Origin of the sequence: Sinobacterium norvegicum, assembly GCF_923077115.1 — a bacterium.
In the GTDB taxonomy this organism is placed as follows: Bacteria; Pseudomonadota; Gammaproteobacteria; order Pseudomonadales; family Sinobacteriaceae; genus Sinobacterium; species Sinobacterium norvegicum.
In genome coordinates, this window is record NZ_CAKLPX010000009.1 from 1 (window position 1) to 24,923 (window position 24,923).

Annotated in this window: 21 protein-coding genes and 1 tRNA gene; 13 read left to right on the forward strand and 9 right to left on the reverse strand. The window is 49.8% G+C overall.

Going from position 1 to position 24,923, the window contains the following annotated elements; genetic code table 11:
• Window positions 1-564 precede the first annotated feature (564 nt).
• Window positions 565-1,167 carry a peroxiredoxin gene (locus L9P87_RS17665; protein ID WP_237446090.1) on the reverse strand — a complete coding sequence of 201 codons (603 nt, stop codon included), beginning with the start codon at window positions 1,165-1,167 and terminating at the stop codon, window positions 565-567.
• A 260-nt stretch (window positions 1,168-1,427) separates the two neighbouring features.
• Here L9P87_RS17665 and L9P87_RS17670 point away from each other — a divergent pair, with 260 nt between their 5' ends.
• Window positions 1,428-1,628 (forward strand): bacterioferritin-associated ferredoxin, encoded by a 201-nt coding sequence (locus L9P87_RS17670; protein WP_237446091.1) that lies wholly within the window; start codon window positions 1,428-1,430, stop codon window positions 1,626-1,628.
• A gap of 254 nt (window positions 1,629-1,882) precedes the next feature.
• Here L9P87_RS17670 and grxD read toward each other — a convergent pair whose 3' ends face one another.
• Window positions 1,883-2,209 (reverse strand): Grx4 family monothiol glutaredoxin, encoded by a 327-nt coding sequence (grxD, locus tag L9P87_RS17675; protein WP_237446092.1) that lies wholly within the window; start codon window positions 2,207-2,209, stop codon window positions 1,883-1,885.
• A gap of 215 nt (window positions 2,210-2,424) precedes the next feature.
• On the opposite strand from grxD, the gene L9P87_RS17680 reads away from it, so the two are divergent.
• Both L9P87_RS17680 and L9P87_RS17685 read left to right on the forward strand, forming a co-directional pair.
• Window positions 2,425-3,603 carry an aspartate aminotransferase family protein gene (locus L9P87_RS17680; protein ID WP_237446113.1) on the forward strand — a complete coding sequence of 393 codons (1,179 nt, stop codon included), beginning with the start codon at window positions 2,425-2,427 and terminating at the stop codon, window positions 3,601-3,603.
• 52 nt (window positions 3,604-3,655) lie between these two features.
• Window positions 3,656-4,711, forward strand: coding sequence for an ABC transporter ATP-binding protein (locus L9P87_RS17685; RefSeq protein WP_237446093.1), 1,056 nt, complete (start codon window positions 3,656-3,658; stop codon window positions 4,709-4,711).
• A 23-nt stretch (window positions 4,712-4,734) separates the two neighbouring features.
• Here L9P87_RS17685 and glpK read toward each other — a convergent pair whose 3' ends face one another.
• A complete protein-coding gene (glpK, locus tag L9P87_RS17690) occupies window positions 4,735-6,219 on the reverse strand; it encodes a glycerol kinase GlpK (RefSeq protein ID WP_237446094.1) in 1,485 nt (494 codons plus the stop codon).
• Window positions 6,220-6,540: 321 nt separating this feature from the next.
• On the opposite strand from glpK, the gene L9P87_RS17695 reads away from it, so the two are divergent.
• The gene (locus L9P87_RS17695) at window positions 6,541-6,780 is read left to right on the forward strand and encodes a hypothetical protein (RefSeq protein WP_237446095.1); all 240 of its coding nucleotides are present in this window, start codon (window positions 6,541-6,543) and stop codon (window positions 6,778-6,780) included.
• A gap of 42 nt (window positions 6,781-6,822) precedes the next feature.
• Here the strand turns inward: L9P87_RS17695 and L9P87_RS17700 are convergent, their stop codons facing one another.
• Window positions 6,823-7,647 carry a substrate-binding periplasmic protein gene (locus tag L9P87_RS17700; protein ID WP_237446096.1) on the reverse strand — a complete coding sequence of 275 codons (825 nt, stop codon included), beginning with the start codon at window positions 7,645-7,647 and terminating at the stop codon, window positions 6,823-6,825.
• A gap of 239 nt (window positions 7,648-7,886) precedes the next feature.
• Between L9P87_RS17700 and csrA the strand changes: the two genes are divergently transcribed.
• On the forward strand, window positions 7,887-8,090 hold the full coding sequence (csrA, locus tag L9P87_RS17705; RefSeq protein WP_237446097.1) for a carbon storage regulator CsrA: 204 nt from the start codon (window positions 7,887-7,889) through the stop codon (window positions 8,088-8,090).
• Between the two features lie 44 nt (window positions 8,091-8,134).
• On the opposite strand, the gene L9P87_RS17710 is transcribed toward csrA, so the two are convergent.
• Complete coding sequence (locus L9P87_RS17710; protein WP_237446098.1) at window positions 8,135-9,676, reverse strand: ATP-binding response regulator; 1,542 nt, start codon at window positions 9,674-9,676, stop codon at window positions 8,135-8,137.
• 28 nt (window positions 9,677-9,704) lie between these two features.
• On the reverse strand, window positions 9,705-12,452 hold the full coding sequence (locus tag L9P87_RS17715; protein WP_237446114.1) for an ATP-binding protein: 2,748 nt from the start codon (window positions 12,450-12,452) through the stop codon (window positions 9,705-9,707).
• A 123-nt stretch (window positions 12,453-12,575) separates the two neighbouring features.
• Here L9P87_RS17715 and fixJ point away from each other — a divergent pair, with 123 nt between their 5' ends.
• The 4 genes from fixJ to L9P87_RS17735 all read left to right on the forward strand — a co-directional run bounded on the left by fixJ (window position 12,576) and on the right by L9P87_RS17735 (window position 16,474).
• Window positions 12,576-13,190: a response regulator FixJ gene (fixJ, locus tag L9P87_RS17720; protein ID WP_237446099.1), complete on the forward strand. Its 615-nt coding sequence runs from the start codon at window positions 12,576-12,578 to the stop codon at window positions 13,188-13,190.
• Window positions 13,191-13,278: 88 nt separating this feature from the next.
• Window positions 13,279-13,935, forward strand: coding sequence for an ATP-dependent zinc protease family protein (locus tag L9P87_RS17725; protein WP_237446100.1), 657 nt, complete (start codon window positions 13,279-13,281; stop codon window positions 13,933-13,935).
• Window positions 13,936-13,969: 34 nt separating this feature from the next.
• Window positions 13,970-15,514: an inactive transglutaminase family protein gene (locus tag L9P87_RS17730; RefSeq protein WP_237446101.1), complete on the forward strand. Its 1,545-nt coding sequence runs from the start codon at window positions 13,970-13,972 to the stop codon at window positions 15,512-15,514.
• Between the two features lie 9 nt (window positions 15,515-15,523).
• Entirely contained in the window at window positions 15,524-16,474 is a 951-nt protein-coding gene (locus L9P87_RS17735; protein ID WP_237446102.1) for an alpha-L-glutamate ligase-like protein, read from the forward strand.
• 3 nt (window positions 16,475-16,477) lie between these two features.
• Here the strand turns inward: L9P87_RS17735 and L9P87_RS17740 are convergent, their stop codons facing one another.
• A complete protein-coding gene (locus tag L9P87_RS17740) occupies window positions 16,478-16,804 on the reverse strand; it encodes a YqcC family protein (RefSeq protein WP_237446103.1) in 327 nt (108 codons plus the stop codon).
• A 4-nt stretch (window positions 16,805-16,808) separates the two neighbouring features.
• On the reverse strand, window positions 16,809-18,935 hold the full coding sequence (dinG, locus tag L9P87_RS17745; protein WP_237446104.1) for an ATP-dependent DNA helicase DinG: 2,127 nt from the start codon (window positions 18,933-18,935) through the stop codon (window positions 16,809-16,811).
• A gap of 134 nt (window positions 18,936-19,069) precedes the next feature.
• On the opposite strand from dinG, the gene L9P87_RS17750 reads away from it, so the two are divergent.
• Complete coding sequence (locus L9P87_RS17750; protein WP_237446105.1) at window positions 19,070-21,718, forward strand: DUF349 domain-containing protein; 2,649 nt, start codon at window positions 19,070-19,072, stop codon at window positions 21,716-21,718.
• 78 nt (window positions 21,719-21,796) lie between these two features.
• On the opposite strand, the gene L9P87_RS17755 is transcribed toward L9P87_RS17750, so the two are convergent.
• On the reverse strand, window positions 21,797-22,963 hold the full coding sequence (locus L9P87_RS17755; RefSeq protein WP_237446106.1) for a 1-acyl-sn-glycerol-3-phosphate acyltransferase: 1,167 nt from the start codon (window positions 22,961-22,963) through the stop codon (window positions 21,797-21,799).
• Window positions 22,964-23,066: 103 nt separating this feature from the next.
• Between L9P87_RS17755 and L9P87_RS17760 the strand changes: the two genes are divergently transcribed.
• The 3 genes from L9P87_RS17760 (at window position 23,067) to L9P87_RS17770 (ending at window position 24,797) form a co-directional block, all read left to right on the forward strand.
• The gene (locus L9P87_RS17760; RefSeq protein WP_237446107.1) at window positions 23,067-23,549 is read left to right on the forward strand and encodes a YchJ family protein; all 483 of its coding nucleotides are present in this window, start codon (window positions 23,067-23,069) and stop codon (window positions 23,547-23,549) included.
• 9 nt (window positions 23,550-23,558) lie between these two features.
• Window positions 23,559-24,641 carry a DUF3549 family protein gene (locus L9P87_RS17765; protein WP_237446108.1) on the forward strand — a complete coding sequence of 361 codons (1,083 nt, stop codon included), beginning with the start codon at window positions 23,559-23,561 and terminating at the stop codon, window positions 24,639-24,641.
• Window positions 24,642-24,720: 79 nt separating this feature from the next.
• Window positions 24,721-24,797, forward strand: a tRNA-Met gene (locus tag L9P87_RS17770).
• Window positions 24,798-24,923: the final 126 nt, after the last annotated feature.

The window sequence follows — 24,923 nt, forward strand, 5'->3', positions numbered from 1 at the left end:
CATGATGTATGTGTAGATCCCTGCTGCATCTGACTATCTTTTTGGAGACAATCACTCAGCAAGCACCCACACGAATTACTTGATCAATTTGTTAAAAAGCATGTTAGCCGCTGGGACTTAACATCTTGTCGACAGAGCGTGTTGCTCAATGTCGGGCTGCGTATTCTAATGATTCGCAGCGGCGTGTCAACGTTTTATTTCATTTTGTTGGTAAGAAGTTTTGATTTAAAACCGCTTAAAAACAAGGTGTGAAATAAAGGTCTTCACGGTGTCGCCTGAGGCGCTTTAAAAGCTGTCTCGGTGACGACGGATGCGAACTATACGGACGAGCTCTGAATCGCGCAAGGGCTTTTTGAGAGAAAAGTAAAAAAACTACAGTCACGGCAAAAGTCGCTCAAAAAAGCAGCAAAAACAAGCTGAAATGCCGCTACAGATAGGTGGTTACCCGTAGTCCGAGACCAACGCGCCAGGCCACCACCAGCAACCAGACACCCAACCCCCAAATCCCAGACATAAAAAACCGGCTGACGCCGGTTTTTTTATGTCACAAACTGCAAGAAGCTATTACAGCTTATCAGACTCAGCAGCCAGGTAATCGGCAACACCGGATGGCGAGGCCGTCATACCCTTGTCACCCTTATTCCAGCCAGCAGGGCATACTTCGCCGTGCTCCTCGTGGAACTGAAGCGCTTCGACGGTACGAATTAGCTCATCGATATTACGGCCCAGTGGTAGGTCATTCACAATTTGAGAGCGCACATTGCCAGCCTTATCGATAATAAAGGCACCACGGAACGCAACACCACCATCAGACTCAACATCGAATGAACGACAGATATCATGATTAACATCTGCGGCCAAGGTGTACTCAACAGCGCCGATGCCACCATCGTTTACATCGGTATTACGCCATGCGTTGTGAGTAAACTGTGAATCAATCGAAACACCAACAACCTCAACACCCAGCTCTTTGAATTTGTCCATGCGGTGACTAAGAGCAATCAACTCTGATGGGCAAACAAAGGTAAAATCGAGTGGATAAAAGAATACTAGGCCGTATTTACCAGCCATTGCTTCTGAGCGGGTGTATGAATCAACGATCTCGCCGTTTGCTAGAACAGCGGCACAGGTAAAATCTGGAGCAGGCTTGCCAACTAAAACTGCCATGGGTAATTCCTCGTTAGTCAATTAATTTATTGTTTAGAAAATCATCACTATACATTCTACTGCCTTAGCAACAGCAAAAAATAATTCAGTCTGGAAAACATTGGGTCAATCCGACCAGATTACAACAGTCAGTAATAAAAACAATTTATCGACATCTTATGACCAGGAATTAATGATAATAATTATCAATAAGTATTTGACAATGATTCTCATTAATTTAAAATCCACATCATCAATAACGACTAATTGCCGACTTAACTATGTATGTATGTATTTGCAAAGGCATTACTGACAGCCAAATAAGAACCACTGTTGAAGATGGCGCCTCCTCTATGCGCGAGGTCTGTAACACCCTCGGTATTGCGTCACAGTGTGGCAAGTGCGGACAACATGCCAAGCAAATCATTCAAGAAACAATTCACGCAGCCTCAACAGCTGACCCTCAATTCTACGCGTTATAACCTCTTTTTTGGCTTTTATCTGGCACCCTCTCTCCGTCAGTTAAGAGCCTTATTTCCCCAATCCTTAATTTCCAGAACCCGCTACTCATTTCGCACGCCTTTTATTTGACGCACGACAAAGCTCCAGCTTATTCAATCTGAACTCTTCGTTGAATCAATCTAGGGGGTAAAGGTCGGGCAGGTTTTGGGTTGCGCGGAGTCAGTCTGAGGGAAAGGGTGGATTACCGAGGCACGGGACCTCGGCAACACAATGTTTATTCAGCCGCTGAAGCACCAGCATCTTTAATCATGGTTTGTAATTCGCCCTCGTCGAACATCTCACAAACGATATCACAGCCACCTACCAGCTCACCCTTAATCCACACCTGAGGAAATGTTGGCCAGTTCGCGTACTTTGGTAACTCGCTGCGAATCTCAGGGTTGGATAAAATATCAACATAAGCGAAACGCTCACCACACTGCATTAAACACTGCACGGTACGAGCAGAAAAACCACACTGTGGCGCATTTGGTGAACCCTTCATATAGATAAGAATATCGTTGTTAGTAATTTGCTCTTTGATAGTGTCGATAATATCCATAGTTAATCTCTTTGCCTGCAGTCTTGACGCAATTTGTGCGCCCTCATCAAATCAGCTGCGATTGTATCCACTTTTTCATCTATTTTCCCCTATTTATTACCTCAGCCAATTTAGATTGCCGTGGAGCAAGTCATTGCTATCAACTATCTCGCTGTTTAGAATGCTTGTTTCCCTGCGAGCTAGCGCCGCATACAGCGTTTACAAAGAGCACATTGATCATGACTACAGCGATAATGAATACCTACGGCAGGCTTGCGGTTAACTTTGTGAAGGGTGAGGATTGTTACCTCTTCGATCAACAGGGCAACCGATTCATTGATGCGCTCAGCGGTATTGGCACCTGCAACGTTGGTCATTGCCACCCCCGGGTAACGGAGGCGATCAGTCAGCAAGCTGCCACACTGGTACACACCTCAAATCTTTACCACATCACGCCACAGATTGAACTCGCTGAGAAGCTAACTCGCATCAGCGGCATGGATAACGTGTTCTTTGCCAACTCTGGCGCCGAGAGTAATGAGGCGGCCATCAAGATTGCACGTCTATACGGCCACCAGCACCATATTAACAAACCCGCCATCTTAGTGATGGAGCACAGCTTCCACGGCAGAACCCTGGCTACCTTAAGCGCCACAGGTAACAGCAAGATTCAACAGGGTTTCGGGCCACTGGTAGAAGGCTTTATCCGCGTGCCTTACGACAATATCGAGGCCGTTAAAGCTGCAGCCGAGCAGCACGACAACATCGTTGCCATTTTGCTGGAGCCGGTACAAGGCGAAGGCGGCCTTCACATTCCCAGTGACGATTACTTAACCGCACTGCGTCAGATTTGCGATCAACAACAGTGGCTGTTAATGCTCGACGAGGTGCAAACCGGCAACGGTAGAACCGGAAAGTATTTTGCCTTCCAGCATACCAACATCAAGCCGGATGTCGTCACCACGGCCAAGGGACTAGGCAATGGCGTGCCTATAGGGGCATGCATTGCAGGAGGCAAGGCCAACGGTATTTTTGCACCGGGCAACCACGGCTCAACCTTTGGCGGCAACCCCTTGGCATGCGCGGCAGCCAATGCTGTTATCACAACCATTGAACAAGATGAATTATGTGCTAACGCCACGGCCATGGGCAATTTGCTCAATCACCTGCTTAGTGAGGCCTTGGCCTCAACCGACGGCGTGGTAGAAATCCGTAACAAAGGACTGATGATCGGCATCGAGCTCAACCGTGACTGCCCCGAGCTGGTACAACAAGCGCTCGATAATCATCTGTTAATCAATGTGACAGCCGGCAATGTAATTCGCCTACTGCCGCCGCTGACCATCAACCAGCAGACAGCCACAAAGATAGTTGAAATATTAACACCGCTGATCCAAGCTCACCTCTGCACATAATTGACTGGGCGGCTGTGCCGCCCCTGTTCTTTTCTTAGACAACGAATCCTCTATGCCCGCTTTACTGACAGTAGAAAATATTGAATGCCGACATCAGGACCAGGTCATTATTAAAGACTTGAGCTTCCACATTAATGCGGGTGAAATTTGCTGCCTACTCGGCTCGAGTGGCTGCGGAAAAACAACGGTGCTTCGGGCCATTGCCGGTTTCAACGAACTCGCCGATGGCGCGATCACCTTGGCTGGCGAACGGCTGTCCGACCAATATAACACCACCCCACCCGAACAACGCCCACTTGGCATGGTCTTTCAAGATTACGCCCTGTTCCCCCACCTTACAGTAGCGCAGAATATTTGTTTCGGCATCCATAAGAAAAGCCAAAGCGAACAGCGCGAGACCTTAACAGAACTACTGACACTGACCCACCTCAGCGGCTTCGAAAAACGCTATCCACACGAGCTATCTGGCGGACAACAACAGCGTGTCGCTCTCGCCAGAGCCTTGGCTCCAAAGCCAAGACTGCTTTTGATGGACGAGCCCTTTTCCAACCTCGATGCAGAATTGAGAAAGCGTCTCAACCTCGAGGTCAGAGACATACTTAAGGCATTGGACATCAGTGCCATCCTCGTCACCCATGACCAGGAAGAAGCCTTCGCCTTTGCCGACCAAATTGGCCTAATACACGAGGGGCGTTTGACCCAGTGGGATACGGGTTTCAACCTCTATCACGAACCTTACAACCGTTTTGTGGCCAATTTTATTGGCCGTGGCAGCCTCATTAAAGGCACCCTGATCGCACCTGACAAAGTAACAACAGAGTTGGGCGAAATATCTGGCAACCGCGCCTACAGCTGGCCAACCAACAGCGAGGTCGAGGTGCTATTGCGCCCCGATGACATTGAGATTAACAGCCCTGACGAGGAAGGTTATCCCGCCACGATCAGTTACAAACTCTTCAGTGGCAGCAGCACCCTGTATAAATTGACATTAGACAGCGGCATTGAGATTGAAGCCCTGATACCCAGCCATCACGACTACAGTGTCAATCAAACAGTCAGAGTCAACCTTCATGTTGAACATCTTGTAGCCTTCAGCGCCGACGAATAGTCACGACGTCGCCGCGGCCCACTTTAACAGTGGCTTGGATCCATACTGCGAGCAGCGATCAAGGCTCGCTGCCAACCCTGTAGATTATGCTGCCTTTGGCTATCGGACATGGTCGCATCAAATGAGCGAGCCTCACCTCGCCCACCAACCGGCAATGCCTCAATGACGCCACAGGCAAGCATTGCCAAGCGAGCCGCACCCAGAGCTGTAGCCTCTAACTGGCGAGGCCTAACCACCGGAATGGCTAGCATATCTGACAGGAACTGGCACATCCAACTGTTGGCTACCATGCCACCATCGACAGCCAGTAGCTGGGGGGCCACCCCCTCTTCCGCCATTAACATCAATAACTCCTGGGTTTGGTAGACCACAGATTGTAGCGCCGCAGTCACAACATCGGCCCGATCACTGTCGAGCGTCATTCCGACTAACGCTGCGTTGACCTTTGGCTGCCAATATGGGGCGCCCAAGCCGGTGAAAGCAGGCACCAGATAAACGCCTCGAGAGTCACTTCGTTTTTTTACTAATGGTTCGATATCGCCAATATGATCAATAATCTGAAGCTTGTCCCTCAGCCAATCCATGGTTGAGCCAGCGCAGAACAAACTCCCCTCGATAGCAAAACTCAACTGCCCAGACAAGCGAAAGGCAACGGTAGTCAACATTCTGTGCTCCGAAATCGCAGCAACATCACCGGTATTAAGCATCAAAAAACTGCCGGTACCAAAGGTTGATTTGGCCAGTCCCGTCTCAACACAGCCCTGGCCAATCAGAGCCGACTGCTGGTCGCCAATCATCGCCTTAATCGCCAACGGCAGGCCAAAATGCTGTTGGTCACAAACTGCCAATGCGCCAGAGTTATCGACGACAGTCGGTAAAATAGCTTCGGGGATGTTAAAGATATCGAGTAATTTTTCATCCCAGCACTGCTGGTGGATATCAAATAATGAAGTGCGACTAGCATTAGTCGCATCGGTAATGTGGCTCTGACCATTGGTCAACCGCCACACCAAAAAACAATCGATGGTGCCAACAGCTAATTCGCCGGCCTCCGCTCTTTCTCGCGCACCCTCAATATTATCGAGCAGCCAGTTGATTTTACTGGCAGAAAAGTAGGGATCCAGTAACAGCCCTGTTGTCGACTGAATATAGGATTCATGCCCCTGAGCCTTCAGTGCATCACAATAATCATCCGTGCGTCTATCCTGCCATACGATAGCATTGTAAACAGGCTTCCCTGTCTGACGATCCCATAGCACCACGGTCTCGCGCTGATTGGTGATTGCCAGCGCTGCTAGCTGACTCACATCGTCGACTGCCGACGCAATAGCAAGCTGGCAACTGTCTAAAGTGGACTGCCATATTTGCTCAGGATCATGCTCGACCCAACCATTATTGGGATAATGCTGAACAATGGCCTGCTGCCCCAAACCCAGGGTGTTTTCATTACTATCAATTACCAGCGCACGAGTAGATGTCGTGCCTTGGTCTATGGTCAAAAATAACACTACCAACCTCCGAATGCACCGCCAATAATAGCCTCATATAGATCATGGTTATTAACGAATACAACTTAGAACTAAAACGTTTATACAGGTTTTGCTCATATTGATATTTGAAAAGGCTTAAAAATAGGGGACTAAGGGTAAGCGAGTACTACCAAAAAAATACCCCCACCTTATCCACAGCTTGCACCCAAGGTTACACCTTGCGACAAAATCCTCTTAACTCTATTTTAATTTGCACTCTCAGCGTACAAGCCAGCGACCAAAATAATAACGAGCTCATACACTGAATCATTCAGCCCTCTAACCATTAAAGGAATATCAATGTCTTCTGGCCACTCAGACAAGTTAGACACCGAGACTATTTTACTCACACTCGATCAAATCGATCAAACCATCGAGATTATGACCGGCGTTGTAGGCAGGTTAAAAAACCATCTATACGCCAGCCTTGAAGAAAGTCAGCTCGAATTAGAGCTCGACAGCGCGACAGACTCCCATAGCCGAGAGCAGGTTATAAATGAGACTCTTGATAAAATAAACTTGGAAGCCTTTGTTCATTGATAAACAATGGCTAAACACGAAGGCCGGCCTAACGGCCTTCCATTAAAAACCCGTGTTTTCGACCTCGACAGTCACCGGAATCCATCGACTGATAATATCCCCCAGCCGACCGCTGGTGCGCATCGTATCCAAACCGTTATTCAACTCTACTAATAGCTCTGGCTTGCTGGGCGATACTGCCCAGGCAATGTCCTCTCTGGTTAATAGCTTGTACATACTGATTAAATCGAGATGATCGCGACTGCTGGCCAATCGCCAACTGGTAGGGGCATCGTGAATAAAAATATCAATCTCTCGTTGCTGTAATTTTTTCAGGCCGACTTCTGCACTGGGGTACCCCTTCAGTTCGACGGTGTCGCGATATCGCTCTACAAACCTCTCACCGGTAGACCCCTCTTCATAACCGGCAGTAATCCCCTCTGCTAAAATGGCCGCCGGGTGCTTGTTGTGCAGGGTGAGGCTATCTTTACGAATAATCGCCATTTGACCAAGACTCATATAAGGCTTGGCAAAGGACACTGATTGCTTACGGCTATCGGTAATACTGAGGCCAGCCATGATGATATCCACCTTGTCCGTCTGCAGCGCTGACAGCAATTGCTCAAACGGCAATTCAACATAGACAAGCTTACATTCGAGCAGTCGTTGCAACTCACGCGACAAGTCAATCTCTATGCCGGCTAAACGCTCATCCTGCTTAAACACCATCGGAGGGTAGTTTGCAGTTACGCCTATTCGCAACGGCTGTTCACAAGCAGCAAAAACCGATGAACATGCCGAGATTAAAACGATGGCCAAGATTGACCTGAAGCGTAGAATGCCCATGATTTCCTCTATATAAAACAACAACGGTGACTGAGGCAACATTGAACGCGCCTCACGATGAAAAGTGTAACATAGCTCGCCTAAGACAAATGCGAGATGGCTTGTAAACTCATACCAAACTTTAATCTTCTGCCCCCTCCCTTCACCCCCTTGCCTGCAGCGCCCTACAGAGTAACCACCCAACAATACTGACTATCACGCAATCTCGTAGGTAAAACTGCGAATTGTTGCAACAGTCGTATGAAAATAGAATATGTACATTAACTCAAGGAGAAAACGCCATGCTAGTTCTATCAAGACGCCTAGGCGAAACACTAATGATTGGTGACGATGTAACATTAACAATTTTGGGCATTAATGGTAACCAAGTCCGTGTTGGTATCACCGCACCAAAATGTATCCCTATTCATCGTGAAGAGATTTACCAGCGCATAGCCAGCGAAAAAGAAGGTGAAATACCTGCTGCGGCCACCGCGAGTAACTAATACTAAAGGAGGGCACACAGCCCTCCTTTTTTTTGCTGTTTGTATTACAAATCCAGCTGTAATGGCAGAGTAAAGTAAAAGGTAGAGCCGACATCACTGTTACGTGAAAAGCCAATTTCTCCTTGGTGGCTCTGCATAATACTATGACACACCGACAAACCAATCCCCATACCAGCCTCCTTGGTGGTGTAGAACGGGTGAAAAAGTTTTTGCTCGGCATCTTCAGCCAAACCATAGCCCCAGTCTCTTACCGATACCGTGATAAAGCCTGGACGCTCGTCTGACAGCGAAATCAACACGCCTTTGTGACGGTGCTCACTATCGGCCATCGATTCCATCGCGTTACGAATAAGGTTGAGGGCGACCTGCTGGATCTGGATATTATCCACCGCTACGGCAGTAACTTTGGCTAACCGCTCAAATTTAATTGGCACATTGTTATTACGACTGTCGACCTCGGCTAATTGAATCACCTCCTCAATTAAGTCATTTGGATCTTGTATCACAATCCCAGACACCGGCTTTTTAACAAAATCGCGCAGCCGCTGAATAACTTCACTGGCCCTCACCGCCTGCGCCCCCATCTTATGCAGAACGTCTTTTAATTTATCGCGGTTAACCGGCTCCTTATCGGCAAAACGGACGGCAACACTGGCATAATTTGAGATCGCAGTAAGTGGCTGATTAACCTCGTGGGCAAAACCTGCCGCCATCTCCCCCATGGTGCTTAACCGCTCGATATGAGCGAGGTGCTGCTGCTGTGATTGCAACTGCTCTCTCGCCACCCCCAGCTCAAGCTGACTCTGCCTAAACTCAGTAATATCCCTGAACACAATAACAAAACCACTGGGGTGCTCACCATCCATAGCTGGTGTACAGCTTGCCGCAACCAAACGCTCCGTAGCGTTGTTAGCGAATAACGTCACCTCGATATTGAATAACGCCTTGCCGCTTAACAGGTCATCGATAATCGTGTCGTAGGCGAACTCACCTTTTTGTAAGCCCGGCTTAAACAAAAACTGGGCGCAGTCCTGACCCAGCAGTTGGTCATCACGATAACCGGTTATCCTTCGCGCCGAACGATTTGCATAGGTAATGCGTCCCTCGACGTCGAGACCGCAAACAGCATCAGCCATGGTGGATAATATGCGCTGATTTTCAGATTCGAGTTCACGATTTCTCTCCTCAAGCTCAACCTCCAACGCTCTCAAGCGAACATGAGTATTGACGCGTGCGACGATTTCTTCAGCCTGGAAGGGCTTGGATATATAATCGACAGCACCGAGCTCAAAGCCTTTAACCTTGGTCGTCGTATCTCCCAGGGCAGAGAGGAATATAACCGCACTGGCCGCTGTTTTAGGGTCTGCCTTCAACTGACGGCAGACCTCAAAACCATCGATTTCAGGCATCATGATATCGAGTAATATCAACACCGGTTGTGCGGAGCGGGCAATTTGCAAAGCCACATGCCCATCGCGTGCAATCAAAAGATGAAAGCCTTGATCGCTTAATGTTTTGTACAGAACCTGAAGGTTGGTCGGATTGTCATCGACCAACAATATTGAGGCTGCATTTGAATCTGGCATAGCCTATCCCTTTACTCTATTTATCACGTTACACCGCCAGCTTTAACAAGATCAACTGCGATAATTGCGCTATTTCTGGCAGCTCTAACGCATCGCCATAGTCTTTAAATGATTGATATAATGGATGTTGCTCACCAAGCTGCGCCGACAGTAACGCAGACTGCTCAAATACCGCAGCCAGATCACCTATATTTGCTGCCTGCTCGAGTTTTATCAGTATTAACCTCACCACCTCGGTGTTATCGATGTTACTGGTAAGCGGCGCATCAGCCACAGTTGCAGTATCGACCAGATCTTCCGGTACGTCTTCGGCAGCCTCTGCAGGTAGGTGGGCATTAGGTAAGTATGTCTCTATAAGAGGCAGCAATTTTTCTCCCTCTAACGATTTAACAAAGAATTGGTCAACACCGATCCACTCTGGCAACTCTGCCTGAGAGTTAACGCCTGCCAAAACAAATGGCGCACTATCGCAGTGACCTGCCACCATCAGCAGCTGATCAGCCTCGATATCACAGCCGACGTCCAGCACCAGCAAATTGACACAATTACTGGCCAGCACATCCTTTGCCGCCGCCAGGTTGTCGACACCAATACACTGATAACGATGAGATAATAATAGTGCTTGCATAGTCTCCGCTGGCAACTCTTCATCTTCGACTACTAATATCAGCGGTACATCATCGACTACCATGGTAGACATTGGCAGCATCTGATTCTGCAAACCTGTCTGTTGATAGTTCAGCGGCAAGGTAAAGCTGAAGCTGGAGCCTTGACCAAGCTCGCTGTTGACTTCAAAAGTACCACCGAGAGCAATGCAAAGCTGCTGGCAGATCGCCAACCCTAGGCCAGTCCCCCCCTCTTTGCGGCCTTCAATAGTTTGCTTAAAGGGATTGAAAATTTCTCTTAGCTTTTCCTTCGGTATACCAATCCCCGAGTCAATCACCTGAAATGAAAGTTCCTGAGATTGATCCAGCGGCGATACCTGCAGCGTCACAAAACCACTATGGGTAAACTTTGTCGCATTACCCATCAAGTTAATCAAAATCTGACGGAGCTTCATCGAGTCGGTTACGATGTACTCTGGAATATCGCCGAGTTCGACCCTGAACTCCAAGCCTTTTTGCAATGCCTTAGGCTTGACCACATTGACCACACTATCGACAATTTCGACCAAGCGGCAGCTCTGCAAATCAATTTGCAGCTCACCGCTTTCTATCTTAGCGATATCCAGTACATCGTTGATGAGCTCGAGTAAATGCTGGCCACACCCCTCAATCGACACAATAGTTTCACGCTGCGATGCATCAATTTTGCTGTCGTTACGCAGTATTTGCGCATACCCCAACACGCCGTTTAATGGTGTGCGCAGCTCGTGGCTCATACGCGACAGGAATTCACTCTTGGCATGATTGGCCTTGTCGGCCTCCTGGCTGGCAAATTCTGCCGCCTTTCGTGCATCCTCCAACGCCTCGGTGCGGTCTTGTATCTGGCTCGACATATCATTGAAGGTGTCAATTAAATCCGAGATTTCCTTACTGGTCACATTGGTCGATAGCTTTTCATCGTAGTTACCGAGGGCAAATTTCTTCGCCCCCTCTAATAACACCAGCAAAGGCTGCTCTGTTCGACGAGCAAAACCGTAGACCAACACCACCAATACGACAAAGGCCGCCCCCGTGAATAACATCAGTTGAACCGAGCTGGCACGGATTGTCGAATAGGCCTCCTCACGACTGATCTCGGCAACCATGACCCAGTCCAGGTCACCCACCTGAATAGGTGTCCAGACGGAGAAAACATCCGTGTTTTGATAGTTACGAATAACCCCCTGACCGGCACCTTCAATATAGGCTCGATCAACCGCTTCAGTATCGACTTTTTCGACCATAATGGTCGAATCTTGATAGTACCGCGAGTCTGTCCGCATCAAGCGGTCTCGACCGATGATATAGGTCTCACCTGTCTCACCTAAACCCGGTCGCTTCGTCATAATAAAATTTATCAAATCCGGCGAATAGCGCAATACCAGCACCGCCACTACCTCGCCATCACTGACAATCGCCTTGGCGGCGCAGCCTTTTACCGTGCCATCTGGCAGCTCTTTGAGATCCTGAAATATCAATTGATTCGGTGTATTAGTCGCCTTGTTGACACACTGCGACAGCGCTGTTGCCTGATTGGTTACCGCGTTAAACAAACCTTGCTCGCGGTCAAATCGATAAATGATCAAGCCATCATCAGGCCTGACTAACAGCACATCACTATTAGGATAGGTGCTATCGGTAAATCGAAAATAGGCGTGTAAGCGACGATAGCTCTGCCAATAGAGGCTGCCAATATCGCCAAACCGCCACTGACCATTATCCTGTTCGGCCAGCTCATCCAAGGTTTCTTGCGGCGCCTGCAGCGGGATCAACTTGACTAAAAATCGCACCTCATCGACCAGGTTGTCATTATCACTCAGTACCTCGACACTGCTGCCTATTTCACTCAGTTCACGGGTGACCCAAAACTCTTTCAGCCGATTGGCCGATTTCAACCGATCGAAGGTGACAATTTGCTCCGAGTAAAGCGAGGCGGGTACTGCGACAAGGATTACCGAGGCGGTCATTATTAAAATAATCGATAACATCAACGCCATTATCTGGTGACGAAAACGTATCTGCTTCGGCTTCGTTGCTGGTATTTGCTGTTGGCTCATATCGACCGTATCGGAAAAAATCGTTAAAAAATGCCGTAATAGGTTAGTTTCAACGGCGCTGACTCTGTTTGTCATCACGTTGATTTGCTATGCTGCCATATTAGCATGACAACGAATATTATCGGAACAATATAACCGACTGATATAAAAGAACTTTGTCAACGACAAACATTTACGTAACAGCAACGAGGCCTTTTAATGGACTTAAAACCTACAGTATATATTGTTGACGATGATGATGCGGTACGCGAATCTTTAGAATTGCTCTTAGATTCTGTCGATCAGCAGGCAAAAAGCTTTGATTCTGCACAGGCTTTTCTCGATTCGTATAACCCAGATATGCTCGGCTGTATCGTGCTCGATATTCGCATGCCCGGAATGAATGGTATGGAGCTTCACAAAGAGCTCAACCGCCAGGGATCAATCCTGCCAATTATTTTCGTCACCGGTCACGGCGATGTACCAATGGCAGTCGAAGCAATGCAACACGGCGCTGTCGACTTTGTCCAAAAGCCATATCGCGAACAAGAGTTGCTCGACAAAATCAATCAGGCATTGGCCCTGGATACCAAGCAGCGCGCCTCACTGCTTGAAAAACAAGATATTAAGAAGCATCTGGCCACTTTGACTGCCCGTGAGAACGAGGTACTCGACGAACTTGTCGAGGGTAAGGCTAACAAGGTGATTGCCGCAGAACTCGGCATCAGCCAGCGTACCGTAGAGATACACCGCGCACGAGTAATGGAAAAGATGGCAACACATTCCCTTGCCCATTTGGTAAGAATGATTATGGCGGTCCGAGAACCGTCTTAAACCGCCAGCCAGCAGCCAGCCCTACTACCTAGCGGCTGGTTTTTTATCTAATCGACAATATTCCTTTTTGTGTTTTATAGGACTCACCATGAGCTACAGGCTGAAACTAACCGCCCTTGCATTAGCAATCGTATTAACCGGCTGCGAAACCTTTCAACTCTCATCGAAAGAGCAAGAACCTGCCCCCATTCCACCTGTAGTAGAGCCTAAAGAACAACCCCCAGTGGTTGTTGAGCCCGATAAAAAAGACGTTACAACACCGAAAACCGACCCGGTACCGCCACAAAAAGTTGAGCCCGAAGAGCCGAAAGTCATTATACCCGCAACCAAGCTGACGATTATTGGTGCCACCGAGCTGGTGACTATCAAGCCTGGCAACTTTACCCTCGAGGCGCGAATCGATACCGGCGCCAAGGGCACCTCAATGAACGCGATTAACATTCAAGAATTTGAACGCGACGGAAAAAAATGGGTCAAATTCACCGTACCTACAGGTAAAGACACCTCTGTTGAGCTTGAGCGCCCGGTAGAGAAGACCGTACTGATAAAGCGCCATGGCGAAGATTCACTGCGCCGCAAAGTCGTTATGCTACAACTGAAAATAGGCAAAATTGAACAGCGCATCGAAGTTAATATCACCGATCGCAGCAACTATGAATTCCCCATGTTGATTGGCCGTAATTTCCTCAAAGACATTGCCGTCGTTGATGTCAGCCAAGACCGCTCGCAGGGCAAGCCTAAGTAAACGTTAATACTACTAATAAAACAGACTCTATATTATGTCCGATAAAATCAAACTGTATATTATAGCCGCCATTCTCTGTGCCCTTGGTTTGGGCGCAACAGCATACAAGCACCTCACTCTGCACTTCCCCTTGACCCCAGGCCAACAGGTACCGGTGTGGTCGATTGAGGCTAAAATTGACTTTCAAGCACACCAAAAACCGGTCCAAGTTAAGCTCACACTACCGAAAAAGGATGGCCGCCTGGTTGTGCTAGATGATAGCCAATCATCCGATGGCTATGGCTTTTATTTCAATGAGCAATCCGATAACAACATCGCGGAGTGGAGTACTCGCGAAGCCAGTGGTCATCAGACCCTCTACTATCGTATCCGCGCCGTCGACAATTACGACGCTGTCGACACTCTGGATAGCAGCCCTGCTCAGCTTGGCAACCTGCCTGAATATGATGCGGCTAAAATGCAGGCGGCCAACTCTCTGATCGAGCGTATTGCCAAAATTTCTGCCGACAATCGCAGCTTCACCATACAACTTATCAAGACGTTCAATAAAACCGAGGCCGATGCCAGCGCTAACATGATTCTCGGCTACAGTGACAGCCGCAGCAATAAAACCAAGACCATGTTGGGCCTATTAGCCGTTGCTGAAGTCCCTGCCCGTCTAGCGCTGGGCTTACAACTCGAAGACAACCGTCGCAAGCAACAGTTAATCCCCTTTATTGAGGTCTACCACAATGACCGCTGGTTGACCCTCAACCCACTGACTGCTGAAACAGGTGTGCCAGAGGGTGTCGTACTATGGCGCCGCGGTGGCGATGCCCTACTCGAAGTCATCGGCGGTACCGATTCATCGGTTGGCTTCTCCATCGTCCGCTCCCCCTTATCGGCGAAGCAGGTTGCTCTCGCCCGAGGTAATACCGCCAGCGAGACCACAGCACTGATTGACTTCTCCATTTACAGCCTGCCAAGCGCCAGCCAAAATGCTTTTAAAACTATTTTGTTAGTGCCTATCGGCGCCCTAGTTATCGTGTTCTTGCGTGTCATCATCGGCGTCAGAACCTCCGGTACATTTATGCCCATTCTGATCGCACTCGCCTTTATGCAGACCAAGCTACTACCGGGGCTATTAATGTTTATCGCTGTCGTCGGTGCCGGTCTATTTATCCGTGCCTACCTCAGCAAACTCAACTTACTCCTGGTGGCCAGGATATCCGCGGTAGTCATTGTGGTTATCGGTATCATGGCCGGATTCAGTATTGTCAGTGCCAAGCTGGGCCTCGATCAAGTCATGACGATTACCTTCTTCCCAATGATTATCTTAGCTTGGACCATCGAGCGAATGTCGATCCTATGGGAAGAGGAAGGCGCTCATGAAGTCTTTGTTCAGGGTGGCGGCAGCCTGCTGCTGGCAACGCTGGCCTACTTGGCAATGAGCAACCCTCTGGTTAACCACCTGACCTTCAACTTCCCTGAATTACTGTTGGTATTACTGGCAATTATCTTATTGCTGGGCCAGTACACCGGCTACCGCCTGACTGAGTTGCGTCGCTTCCAGCCCATTGTCGACCAACAGCAGAAATAGGAGGGTTTTATGTTTTTCTCTAAACCCTCACGACTAAGAGACTACGGCCTGCTGGGCATGAACCAGCGTAACGTTGCCTATATAAGTCGCTACAACCCAAGACACTTATACCCCCGGGTTGACGATAAGATGGAAACCAAGGTGCTGGCGGAAGGTGCTGGCATTGCGGTGCCCAAATTACTCGCCGTGGTCAGCATGCAATATCAGGTCAAAGAACTCGACCAGGCGTTGGACCAACTCGAGGCTTTTGTTGCCAAGCCGGCCAAGGGCAGCGCCGGCAAGGGTATTCTCGTCATCGTCGGCAAACGCGGCGACAACTATGTCAAAGCCAGTGGCGAAGAGGTGACCTTTAAGGACATTCAACGTCACGTCTCAAACATTCTCAGCGGCCTGTACAGCCTCGGTGGCAAGCCTGACGTAGCCATGTTTGAAACGCTGGTGGAATTTGACCCCATCTTCGATCACTACAGCTATCAGGGCGTTCCCGATATTCGCGTCATCGTCTTTCAGGGCTACCCTGTCATGGCCATGCTGCGCTTGTCGACCAAGGCCTCAGACGGCAAGGCCAACCTGCACCAGGGGGCTGTTGGTGTTGGTATTGATCTGGCCACAGGCAAGGCGGTTAACGCCGTACAATACGATACGCCAGTTCAGATTCATCCCGATACTCAATACGATTTCAGCGAGCTTGCCATTCCCCACTGGGACGCAATCTTACCCTTATCGGCCGCCTGTTTTGAAGTGACCGAGCTCGGCTATATGGGCGCGGACATTGTTCTCGATAAACAGAAAGGGCCACTGATACTTGAGCTAAATGCCCGTCCGGGCTTGGCAATTCAAATTGCCAATAATCAAGGCTTGCTCCCCCGACTGCAGTTGGTCGAGGCGCAAAAAGGGATTAACCGTACTGTTGAAGAGCGCGTCGCCTTTAGTATTGAACACTTCAGCCAGCAGGCCTAGACCTCAGCCGGCACTCAGCGCCTCATCGAGGCGTTTGAGTAACACTGACAGACGACGACCATCAATACCCCTGGCGACAAAACTTTCCTCACACATTGGCGCCAAGCCAAACTGCTCTGGCAGCGCCTGCCGCTGATCAATTAGCCACATCATTCTCTCGACAAAGATAAACTGCAACCACTGCTCAAACCGAAGTGTATCCAGACAAAACGGTTGTTTGCTGGCCAAGGCCTGTTCGCTGGGGCGTTCAACCTGCCACAGTTGCATAGCCCTCAGCTCTGCCTCAATTTGAGCTAAAAAGGTACTGCTGACTTGGTAGATATCCGACACAGTACTAGCCCAAGCGTTGAGTAAATGGCGGCAGTGAATTCAATATGGCCTTACCATAACGTCGCGTCAGCAATCGACTATCGAGAATCGCAACCTTGCCGGTGTCGCTTTCATTTCTTAACAAACGACCACAGGCCTGCACTAGCTTTATCGCCGCATCGGGCACGGTAATTTCCATAAAGGGGTTGCCGCCGCCGGCCTCCACCCACTCCGAAAGCGCGGCTTCAACCGGGTCATCCGGCACCGCAAAAGGAATCTTGGCAATCACCACATAGCGACAGTAATCGCCGGGCAAATCAACACCCTCGGCCATCGAGGCGAGGCCAAAAATCACACTGCCAGCACCATCATCGATGGTTTTTTTGTGCTTGCTGATCAAGGCATGCTTACTGTAATCATCCTGCAACAACACCTTTTCTCGAAATTCACTGGGCAGTTCAAAATACACATCCCGCATTTGCTTGCGGGATGAGAACAGCACCAGAGCACCCTCGGTGGCACCAAAACGCGATGGTAAGTCGTCGATAATCGCCTCGGTATGCGCCATGGCATTACTCGGGTCGGCGAAGTTAGGCACGATTAACTCGGCAGCCTGTGGGTAGTTGAACGGACTGTCGACACGCTGCATATTACTGTTGCGCGGCACCCCTGAGCGCCGAATAAAACGTTCAAAGTTACCCAGAGCCGTCAGCGTTGCAGAGGTGACCACAGCACCAAAACAGCGGCTCCACAGATGGTTATAAAGGGTGTGCGATGCCATAATTGGGCTGGCACAAATTTCAAAGTCCCCCGCCCCAGTATTATCGACATAGCTAATCCAACGCCCCATCGGCGGCTTGCCGGGTTCATCCTCAATAGCATATTGCAACCATAACTGAGCATTACCGTCAGCACGGTTACGCAACATACCCACCGCCGGGTACCACAACTCGGCCTCATGCTTGGGCAGATCACCGCCGTTATCCCCCATACTCTCATCGAGCTCTTTGAGGATTCGCTCAAAGCCTTCTGTTAGACGAATATAATCAGCTTTCAGCGATACCGCTATCTCGCGCAGCGACGCTGGAATAATGCCGTTATCAAAGCGGTGATGAATACCGTTGCGACTATTGCTCTCCGCGACATCGCCAAACAAGGGTTCAACCATCGCCTTGACCATTGTCGATTGCTCACGAAGGTTTTGGTAGGCTGGCGACATACCTTGAATAATACGGCCAATCTCACCCTGCACGCCGGCGACTTTGACTAAGTTGGCCATCGCCTTCTCAGCCTGCTCCAACCATTTGCGCGTTGAGATTAAACGGCTGTGATGGGCGAAGTGCTGCAGCGCCTTATCGGGCAGATGGTGGCCTTCATCAAAGACGTAAATGGTATCCGCTGGCGCTGGCAAAATAGCACCGCCACCAAGAGCCAAGTCTGCCAACACCAAATCGTGGTTGGTAATCACGCAGTCAACGTCATCAAGATTTTCCCGCGCCTTAAAGTAAAAGCAGTTCTTAATATGCGGACACTTGCGGCCGCTACACTGGTGATGATCCGAGGTCAGCGGCTGCCAATATTCCGCCTCAATACTGTCCTCCCAACTATCACGATCACCATCCCACTGGTTGGCCGACAGTTTGCTGACCATCTGCTGATACAGCTGTTTTTGCTCATCGCCACTACTGGCTGCAATGACCTCATCAGGGTACAGCGCTGCCTGAGGGTTTTCCTCCCCCTCCATTGCCGACTCAAGCTTGCTTAAGCAAAGGTAGCGCCCTCGCCCCTTGGCTAGGGCAAACTGAAAGTCCATGCCGCTATGACGACGAAGGTCGGGGAGATCCTTGAGCACTATCTGCTCCTGCAGTGCCACAGTTGCCGTCGATATCACCAGTTTCTTATTCAAACTCTTGGCCATATAAAGACAGGTCAGTGCATAGGCCAGCGTCTTGCCCGTGCCGGTGCCCGCCTCGACCACACAGACGTGATTGTCACCACTGCGCTCATCGTCGTCACCGCAATCTATGCCGCCAAGCGTCTTGGCGATCTCGGCAATCATGACCTTTTGTCCCCAGCGTGATATCAGCGATTTGTTCTCACACAGCGTACTGTAGTGGCTGCGAATATCATCTTTCTGGGCGGTGCTGAGCATAGGAAAACCTAACCTGTTAATAGAGCGCTAATCGATGACTACATCTGCAGCAAAGTGCGGTATTATATCACCGAAATATTCGACCATGCCGATAACATTCGCTTTCCATTCATCAAACGACAAGCATCCGTTATATGTTAAAAAAACTGTTCAGTTTCACTCGCAATAAAGACGCCTCTTCGACTACCTCTGCGGTCAAACCCGTTGACAATCTCAATGAGAGCGTGCCGAAACAACGACAGCAATTGCTGAGCAGGCTCCGCCAGTGTGATGACAGCGAACAACTCAGCGAGATCGGCAGCAAGCTGGTTGACAACTCGCAACTCATCAACGATTTCATTGCCTCGCCACACCCTATGATCGCGCGCCTGGCTGCCAGCAGAATGACAACACAAAGTCTCACCAGCGAGCAAATCACCTCGCTGATCCAACTGCCCCATAGCCTGGCTTTTCAACAACTTTTCATCGATCAATGTAACGATCAAGATCAACTGTTCATTCTTGCCAGCAATGGTCATAGCAGCGAAATACGTCAGCAGGCAACGGCGAGAATAAACAAGCCAGAGACACTGAAAAAAATCCTTGATGCCGTCGGGAATCGCGATAAAAAAGTTCGCCAGCAAATCAAAGAAATTCTTAACGCACTGAAGCAGCAAGAAAAAGAACAGCAGCAGCTAGAGCAACAGGCGGACGACTTGGTGAAGCAGGCCCAGCACCTGGCAAGCAGTCACTGGGGGCCACAGCACAGTGGCAAGCTTCAGGTATTAAAACAACACGGGGCGGCATTAGCCACCGACCTCAGCAGCCAGCAACAACAACATTTTAACGAGGCAGTTGCACAGCTCGAAGCCGTGCTGAAGACGCAACAAGATCAGGCCGCCGCCGAGCTATTAGCCCAGCAGAAACAGACTCAACTGGCACAATTGGTTGCCGATGTTGAAGCCACAGTCAAACAGCTCGGCAAGGATTATCTACCAGCGCTGGGCCAACAATTTGACACGATTATCGATAGCATCGCCGGCCATAACAACGATCGGTTAACCGCCTTGTCGCAACAGTTGATGGCGATCAAGCAAGCCTACAGCCAGTTTCAGCTGCTCGAACCACAACTACAACAAAGCCATGACAAAGGCCTGCCAGCAGAAGCCGAGATACTGGCCAGCATTAACTGGCCGGGCTTTGCCAAACCACCGGCACTGTTAGCCGCGTTAAGTACGGCCAAGCCTGAGCTCAAGAAAAGCCCCGTCACCATCGACAAAGAGCAGCTACAGCAGCTGTGTGACAAATTAGAGGCACTGTTAGATCAATGTGAGCTCGCCGTCGACAACAAGGATCTGACCCTTGCCAATCAACTCAGCAATAAGATCCGTCAACAGTTTAAAAATAATGACGCGGTTAATACCAAGGCGCTGAACAATTATTGGCACCGCCTTAACAAGCGCGTCTACGAGCTGCGTGACTGGCAGAAATTCGCCAGCACCCCCAAGCGGCAAGAGCTTTGCCAAGCCATGGCAAAACTAGTCAACGACAACGGCGACTTACAATCACGCAGCGACAGTATCAAGCAGCTACAGGAACAGTGGAAACAACTCGGCAGTGACTATTCAGCCGAAGCCAATGAACTGTGGAGTCAATTTAAAGAAGCCGCCGATGCTGCCTACGCACCGTGCAAAACGTATTTTGCCAATGCACAGCAACAGCGGGTTGAAAACGCGGAAAAGCGTCAACAACTGTGCCAACAACTTGAGCAGTACCTCAGTCAAAATGATTGGCAGCAAAGCACTTATCAACAGATAGACAGCATCCAACAACAGGCCAAACAGGAGTGGCACTCACTCCACCCGGTAGAGAAGAAACGCCACAAGCCGCTGCAAAATCAATTCAACAAATTGATCAAAGCCCTCAATAATCATCGTCAGGCCAACCTCGATATTATTATTGAAGGTAAGCGTGCCTTGATTAACCAGGCCAAGGAGTTGCTACAAAGCGATGACTTAAACGGGGCGATTAATCAGGCCAAGGAGATACAAAGAAACTGGCAAAAGTTGGCCGTGCTCCCCCATGCCATCGACAAGAAACTATGGCATGAATTACGCGAGCAGCTCGACCCGCTATTCGACAAGCGCCAGTTGCACAAGAACGAGCGCGACCTCAAGCAACAACTGCACGCCGATCAGGCCAAGTTGATTATTGAGCAGCTACAGCAGCTTGCCGAGCTCGATGACCAGGCTCTCAAGGACAGCCGCGAACAGTTTGACCAGCTGGTTGAGCAGTACCGCAACACCGGCGGTCGCCCCAACCAAGCCTTTAAGAGCCAGCAACAGCTATTCCAGCAGGCCTGTGATGATTATCAACAAAGCCTCAAAGGTATTGGCAGTCGCCAGCAGCAACAGCAGTGGCAGCAATTTATCGACTTTGTTGCCCTGCTCAATAAACGCGACCGAGGTGACACAGACAGCCAAGACCTGATCGATCAGCAGTGGCAACAGCTGACACTGGATAACGACTGGCGACTGGCGGTTGGTCAACGCATCAGCGAGGCCGCCTCACCTCAGGCCGATGAGCAGTATCAGCACCTCTGTATTGAGCTCGAACTGCTGTTAAATATTGCCAGCCCTGAGACCGATCAAGCGCTGCGACTAACCCTGCAAATGGAGAAATTAACCCAGGGGCTTGGCCAGCAAGGTCGCAGCAAGCAGCAGCTCATCTTACAATGGTTCAGTTGGCCTGCCTGCGCCAATTTATCGCTGCAACAGCGCTTCGATGCGATGGTGGCACAGTAGCGGTTAAATTACCGACAAAAAAATACCCCGGCTGGCTTAGGCTAACCGGGGTATTTTTTTGTCACTCAAGCGCAGAAACTATACGTGATCAGCTCCTTTTTTTATCTGCCGCTCTAAACAATAGGAGTACATCTTCAGCGCATACTCCTGATGCTGTTCTGGCATCGCCTTAATACGTGCGGTAAACGACGACTCCTTCGCCGCCATATCCTCAGCACTAAATGGCACAGTCGCAGAGCCAAAATTCAGCGCCGGTGGATGACCATGCAACAGTTTATAGGCAATCGCATTGCTCTCATGTAGTACATAGTTATTCACTATCTGGCGGTCGATTTCTTCTGCCACCAGTTCTGGGCCACTGTACTCACCACTGACAACCTCACCGAAGGCGACATGGACATGGCCTTTTTGACCGGCAATGCCCTGGGCAATACTGTTGATATCTTCCTGTTCAGCCTTCTGATACGCGCCCTCTTCATCGAGAGTATACAATTCGTTGGCCTTGGCCGCATCGAGCGGGTCGAGCTCATAGGAAATCGATACGGGGACAATATTGAGTTCATTCACCGCGTCGCTAAAGGTTTGTGTCTTTCGGTTCTGACTAATCGTCAGCATCTTGATAATAGCCGGCTCGGTGGCATCCCAACCATTCTTTGCCCGCCCCTCACGGTGAGCAATCCAGACATTGGAATCCTCCTCCGTAATCGAATAGCGAATGTATTCCGAAAGCTGTTTAAAGGCCGCCAGCATCTTGCGCGGTGCCTTCTCGGAGCGGTTAACGATAAAGCTCTTATTCAAGCGCATCAGAGCCGACACATACTCCTTGGTCAGCAGGTTGTCGCCGATGGCAATGCGTGCCGTCGGTGAGTCTTCCTGCCACAGGGCATAACTGACAAAAGCAGGGTCAAGGGCGATATCGCGGTGATTACTTAACAGACAATAGCGCTTATTCGGGTCAAGTTTATCCAGGCCAGATATCGTAAAGTCTGTCGTCGTCGACTTGACCATATGCTCCATGTACTTTTTCACAACAAGCTGAAAGCTATCGACATCGTTTACCGATTTCAGCTGACTGTTTAACCGCCAGCGAACCAGTGGCTTAATCAGCCAACCTAATTTTTGCTCGGCCTTGGGGAATTTCAACTTGGCGATAGCAGTTAGCAGCTCGTCGTTATTCAACACGCCGTCGAGAACGTCGCGTACTTCCTCGTCGCGATAAGGCCGGATATCTCTGTACTTATCCATATTTTCCTTCACTACTGTATTTGCTATAAAATGCGCGCACCATACCCGAAATTGCACTATTTTTCACCTAAAACAGTGTTTCGACACTGCAAACCGGATCACAATGCATAAAAGAACACTTCAAGCAGGCCGGTGTTACTGCGGCTTACCCACAGACTATAGCCTGTGCTGCGGCCCGCTTCACCGCGGCGCGGCGCATGCTGAAACCGCCGAGCAGCTGATGCGTTCACGCTACAGTGCCTGCTGTCTTGACCTTGTTGACTACCTCATCGACACCACCCATGCGTCGACAAAGGCCAGCTATCAACCACAGGAACTGGCTGATTGGCTGCAGCAAAGCCAGTGGTGTTCACTGCAAATAGTCAGCAGTAGCAATGGTGGTGGCCACAGTGACCATGTGGACTTTGTTGCCTACCACCAAGAAGATAAGCAATTACTGCAGCACCGCGAATACTCTCTATTCAAACGCGATGCTGACCAGCACTGGTATTTTGTCGGCGGCGAACATCGCAACGACATTGCCATTGAGCGCAATCAAAGCTGCCCCTGCGGCAGCGGCAAAAAACACAAAAAATGCTGTTTATAAGGCACTATGATGACCCAAGAAAACACAACACCACAGACGTTACAGCAGTTATTTAGCACTCTGGGACTCAACCTCAATTGCTACGATATTGGCCGTCATATCCAGCCAATACCGAGCGCCGTCTGGCAGAGCTTCGAACAGATTCAACGCGCTTATCCACAGCCCTATATGCGCCACGCATGGCTGGCGTTGGTTATCGACGACGGTACCGCACAGATGCTGGCCAACCCCATGCTATGGTTTGTACGCCTGCCCCTCGATGAGTTTGGCCTGCTTGAGGCCGCCAGCCGAGAACATTTTATGGGCGCTATTCTCCATCGTTTGGGCCGACAGATGGAACAACTGCAAGCCGATGGACAATCTGTCGACTTACTCGAGGACAACCCTTTTGTCTTTACCCCATCTGAGGACAAACTGGTACAGCTGCATGCAATCCTACGCCGAGATTTAAAACTCGGGCAAAGCGAACACTATACCGCCGCTATCCACTACCTTGAAAACTGCCAGAATAAGACTCACCGTGATCAATGGCAGCAACTCGAGCTCGCCGGATTTGCTGACATTGCCGCCAATGTACAGCAACACCAGCGCTTATTATCGACGACAATCCCACAGCTACCCCTGCCTGTTCTGGCGGCACTCTGCCAAAGCCTTGAGAATCACATGGTCAATAGCGAGGTCAGCCAGGCCATTGGCAAACGCCTGACGGCTTACCTAAAAAACGATGAACTCGATCCCTCACTGGCCGCCACCCTGTTAAGAGGCTTTAGCCAAAGCCAGGACCTGTTACTGGTGCAAAGCCTGTTAATCGACGTGCTATCCCATGAGGTCGGCGAGAATGCCGAGCTACTGGCCACGCTGAGTTCTCGCTTCCACCTGATGCTGGCCGATAGAGAGCTGTGCACCCTGTATTTGGAGCGATTAGCCAACAGCTTGTCCGCCAGCGCTAGCTTTACTCAACTGGTCGCAGAGCTACTCACACTGCCGGCCACCAAACCGACACTGTTATTCTGCCTCCAGCGTGATAATCGCTCAGAAAAATTGCGCCACGCAGTAGAGCAATTGCTACAAAAAATCCGCGCGGCCGATTAAATGAAAATAAGTGTTGACGGTTGTCGTTAAATCCGTAGAATGCGCCCCCGTAGACAGCAACAACGTCTGCCAACATTGATGCGGGGTGGAGCAGCTTGGTAGCTCGTCGGGCTCATAACCCGAAGGTCGTAGGTTCAAATCCTGCCCCCGCTACCATATTTTAAAAGCCAGATTAGCTTGCTAATCTGGCTTTTTTCGTTACACGGGATATAGAAAGATCGTCGGGCTCAGCTAGCATAAAGGCGGCGAAGGTCGTCATTTCAAATCCTGTTCCCGACACCA

What these genes read in the sequence shown, in the direction of transcription:
- L9P87_RS17665 (WP_237446090.1), bottom strand. Translation starts at nt 1,167, where the DNA reads ATGGCAGTTTTAGTTGGCAAGCCTGCTCCAGATTTTACCTGTGCCGCT.
- L9P87_RS17670 (WP_237446091.1), top strand. Translation starts at nt 1,428, where the DNA reads ATGTATGTATGTATTTGCAAAGGCATTACTGACAGCCAAATAAGAACC.
- grxD (WP_237446092.1), bottom strand. Translation starts at nt 2,209, where the DNA reads ATGGATATTATCGACACTATCAAAGAGCAAATTACTAACAACGATATT.
- L9P87_RS17685 (WP_237446093.1), top strand. Translation starts at nt 3,656, where the DNA reads ATGCCCGCTTTACTGACAGTAGAAAATATTGAATGCCGACATCAGGAC.
- L9P87_RS17695 (WP_237446095.1), top strand. Translation starts at nt 6,541, where the DNA reads ATGTCTTCTGGCCACTCAGACAAGTTAGACACCGAGACTATTTTACTC.
- L9P87_RS17700 (WP_237446096.1), bottom strand. Translation starts at nt 7,647, where the DNA reads ATGTTGCCTCAGTCACCGTTGTTGTTTTATATAGAGGAAATCATGGGC.
- csrA (WP_237446097.1), top strand. Translation starts at nt 7,887, where the DNA reads ATGCTAGTTCTATCAAGACGCCTAGGCGAAACACTAATGATTGGTGAC.
- L9P87_RS17710 (WP_237446098.1), bottom strand. Translation starts at nt 9,676, where the DNA reads ATGCCAGATTCAAATGCAGCCTCAATATTGTTGGTCGATGACAATCCG.
- L9P87_RS17715 (WP_237446114.1), bottom strand. Translation starts at nt 12,452, where the DNA reads ATGACAAACAGAGTCAGCGCCGTTGAAACTAACCTATTACGGCATTTT.
- fixJ (WP_237446099.1), top strand. Translation starts at nt 12,576, where the DNA reads ATGGACTTAAAACCTACAGTATATATTGTTGACGATGATGATGCGGTA.
- L9P87_RS17725 (WP_237446100.1), top strand. Translation starts at nt 13,279, where the DNA reads ATGAGCTACAGGCTGAAACTAACCGCCCTTGCATTAGCAATCGTATTA.
- L9P87_RS17730 (WP_237446101.1), top strand. Translation starts at nt 13,970, where the DNA reads ATGTCCGATAAAATCAAACTGTATATTATAGCCGCCATTCTCTGTGCC.
- L9P87_RS17735 (WP_237446102.1), top strand. Translation starts at nt 15,524, where the DNA reads ATGTTTTTCTCTAAACCCTCACGACTAAGAGACTACGGCCTGCTGGGC.
- dinG (WP_237446104.1), bottom strand. Translation starts at nt 18,935, where the DNA reads ATGCTCAGCACCGCCCAGAAAGATGATATTCGCAGCCACTACAGTACG.
- L9P87_RS17750 (WP_237446105.1), top strand. Translation starts at nt 19,070, where the DNA reads ATGTTAAAAAAACTGTTCAGTTTCACTCGCAATAAAGACGCCTCTTCG.
- L9P87_RS17755 (WP_237446106.1), bottom strand. Translation starts at nt 22,963, where the DNA reads ATGGATAAGTACAGAGATATCCGGCCTTATCGCGACGAGGAAGTACGC.
- L9P87_RS17760 (WP_237446107.1), top strand. Translation starts at nt 23,067, where the DNA reads ATGCATAAAAGAACACTTCAAGCAGGCCGGTGTTACTGCGGCTTACCC.
- L9P87_RS17765 (WP_237446108.1), top strand. Translation starts at nt 23,559, where the DNA reads ATGACCCAAGAAAACACAACACCACAGACGTTACAGCAGTTATTTAGC.